Origin of the sequence: Corynebacterium sp. HMSC072A02, from assembly GCF_001810085.1 — a bacterium.
Lineage (GTDB): Bacteria > Actinomycetota > Actinomycetes > Mycobacteriales > Mycobacteriaceae > Corynebacterium > Corynebacterium hesseae.
The window spans coordinates 6,524-9,689 of the sequence record NZ_KV799867.1 but is presented as its reverse complement, the minus strand read 5'-3'; the positions used below and the strand labels follow the sequence as shown (position 1 = coordinate 9,689).

The 3,166-nt window shown below is 62.0% G+C and carries 1 protein-coding gene; it reads left to right on the top strand.

Annotated elements, in window-relative coordinates; translation table 11 throughout:
* Positions 1–15: 15 nt before the first annotated feature.
* Positions 16–3,166 (top strand): LamG-like jellyroll fold domain-containing protein (locus HMPREF2698_RS10110; protein WP_070564254.1); only part of this gene is annotated, 3,151 nt, incomplete at its 3' end.

Sequence of the window (3,166 nt, the reverse complement as noted above, 5' to 3'; positions counted from 1 at the left end):
TGTCAAGGAATTTTTGTGTCTCAAAAGAAGTCTCATAAAAAGCTGCATCAAGCCGCGCTGATCGCCTCCATCAGCCTCGTTGGCTCAAGCCTTGTTGCTCCCGCATTCGCCTCCGCCCAGGACCTGCCCAAGGCAGACATCCTGGACTTGTCCTTGGAGAACGGGACCATCAGCAACTCCGCATCCGATGCCGCACCGCTGAACATCGGCGCGCCCACCGTCGAGCAAGACAGCGTGCTCGAGCGCCCCGTGGCCCACTTCGACGGCCGCAAAGATGCCGTCGGCTTCGACATCGGAGACAAGTTTGACCAGATCAAGGACGGCTTCACCGTCGAGTGCGTCTTCCGCTACGACGGGGAGTTCGACGGCAACGAAAAGAGCCTGTGCGCCAACAAGGAAGCAGGCGGCTGGGCCATGGTCATCTACGGCGACCAGCTCACCTTCACCGTCAACGGCAGCGATGGCTACAAGAAAGCCCAGCAGCAAGTAGAACCCGGCCAGTGGTACCACGCGGTCGGCGTCTACGACGGCACCAAGAGCGAGCTCTATGTCAACGGCGCCAAGGTGGCTGAGAACACCGAGATCAACGGTGAGGTGACCAAGCCCAAGTCCAATTCCACCGCCGTGATGATCGGTGCGGACTCCGGCCGGGATAACACCGCCCAGTTCTACTCCGACGCCGTCGTGAGCGAGGCTCGCATCTTCTCCGATCCGCTGGGGGAAGAAGAGATTTCCGCCCTCTATGAGGACTCCAACCTGAGCACCGACAAGAAGGCGGAAATCACCGGCTCCACCCCGAGTGCTGGCCAGCACCTGACGGGCCCGGTGACTTTCGACGTCCAGTTCAACGACGCCGCCCTTATCTCCCGCGAGCTCACCTATACCCTGGACGGCGAGGAGATCGAGCTGGGGCAGGAGATCGGCGCCGGCCTCAAGGAAGGAAACCACTCCATCCAGGCCGAGGGTCGCGATGTCTTTGGCAATCCTATCTCCCAGGCCATCGACTTCACCTCCGGCAACCTCCCGGGTGCCGCCGGCACCGACTCCACGCCGAGCGGCGAGGGCGTGACCATCTCCGCCCGCGCGGATAACCCGAGCGGTGGGGAGGTGGAGACCACCTTCACCGAAGCTGATGTGGCGGTAGCAGACAAGGGCTTCCAGGGCACCTTCACGGATATCCCGGAGACCCTGGACTTTGAGTACGAGGACGGCGAGGACTTCGACAAGGCCCTCAACCCGGACAACGAGGACGCCCAGGAAACCAGCTCCACGGAGGACATGCCCTTCCAGCGCTTTGATCTGAAGGTCAAGGACGCAGAGAAGAAGGCCCACGACCTCGCCTGGTCCGGCACCGTGGATCCCAAGCGCTCGGTGCGGCTTATGGCCTGGAATACCAAGAGCAACAGCTGGGAGAAGCTGGCAGAAACCCGCGGCGCGGCCGACGCCGAAGTCAGCCTCAGCGCGGAGGTCGACCAGGATTTCGTCGACAACGGAAGCATCCACACCATGCTGGTGGGCTATGACGTCTTTGCCGATGACCTCAACGAACCCGTCAACGAAGAGTTCGCCGACACCAGCGACTATGACTTTTCCATCGCCCACCACACCGATACCCAGTACCTCTCCGAAGGCGCAGTAGAGAAGGCCACGGCCGAGGAACGCAAGAAGTGGGAAGACGGCTACACCGCCGCCACCCAGTGGATCGCGGACAACGCCGAGAAGCGCAAGATTGCCTACTCCGCCCACACCGGCGACATCATCGAGAACTGGATTGGCAAGGACAATGACCGCCCCAATGCCAAGAAGGAATTCGAGGTAGCCTCCAACGCCCAGAAGATTCTGGAGGACGCCGGCGTGGTCAACGGCGTGCTGCCCGGCAACCACGACAACCAAAGCGGCGCGGATGTCGGCGCCGACAACCTCTACAACGAATACTTCGGACCGGAGCGCTACGAGGCTCAGCAGGGCACGGGCAAGTGGGCTGAGCAGGATGCCTCCTACCACCCCTATGCTGAGGGCGATAACGATAACCACTACGACTTGTTCTCCACCAACGGCATGGACTTCATCGCCCTGCACCTGGGCTTTGACGTCACTGAGGAGGAAGCCGCGTGGGCGGATAAGGTGCTCAAGCAGTACTCCGACCGCAACGCCATCCTGCTGACGCACGCCTACCTCAAGCCTTCCGCGAGCCCAGATGGCCGCGGCTCGGACTTCTCCCATGATGGCGTGATGGTCTACGAGAACGTCATCCAGAAGAACCCCAACGTGGCCCTGGTGCTGGCCGGCCACGAGCACGGCGTTTCCATTGTCACCCGCAAGGACGTTGGCCACACCAACAACCACGTGGTGGAGCTTCTCGCGGATTACCAGTTCTATGAGGTCGGCTCCGATGAGCTGGGCCTGACGGAGATCGGCGACTATGACGGCGACACCGGCCTGCGCTTTGGCTCCAGCTACCTGCGCCTCCTGCAATTCGATCTGAAGAATTCAGAGATGATCGTGGATACGTATTCGCCGCTTCTCGACGACCACAACGCCACCGAGTACGACGACCGCCAGCGCTACAACGGCCACGAGGATGAGTTCCGTGTGCCGATCCAGTTCCAGACCCGCAAGACCAGCTTTGCGACGAACTCCATGCTCGCCCTGACCGATACCGGCAAGGAGATCGGCAAAGACACCGCCAAGTCCGGCTGGCCCGCCAGCGTCACGTACAAGGGCGTCAAGGCCGGCCAGGCCTATGGTTGGTACGCCACCTCCGCTGATGCCTCCTCCAAGGAGGACACCAAGCCCGGTATCGTGCGCCAGTTCGGCGTCTTCACCGCGCAGGAGCAGCAGGAGAAGGATAACGAAGCCCCTGAGCTCACCGTTCCGAGCGACAAGCTCACCATCACCAAGGGTGAAAAGGCCAACCTCCTCGAAGGTGTTAGCGCCAAGGACAATAAGGACGGTGACCTCACCGACAAGGTGAAGGTGGTGGGCAACATCGACACCGCCAAGCCAGGCGTCTACTCCGTCACCTACGCCGTGACCGACTCCGCCGGCAACCAGGCCCTTGCCTCCCGCGTCGTGGAAGTCACCGCCGGCAGCGAGGGCGACAACACCGACAGCAGCAGCGAGGGCAGCAGCGGATCGAGCAACAGTGGCTCCAGCGGCTCGAGCG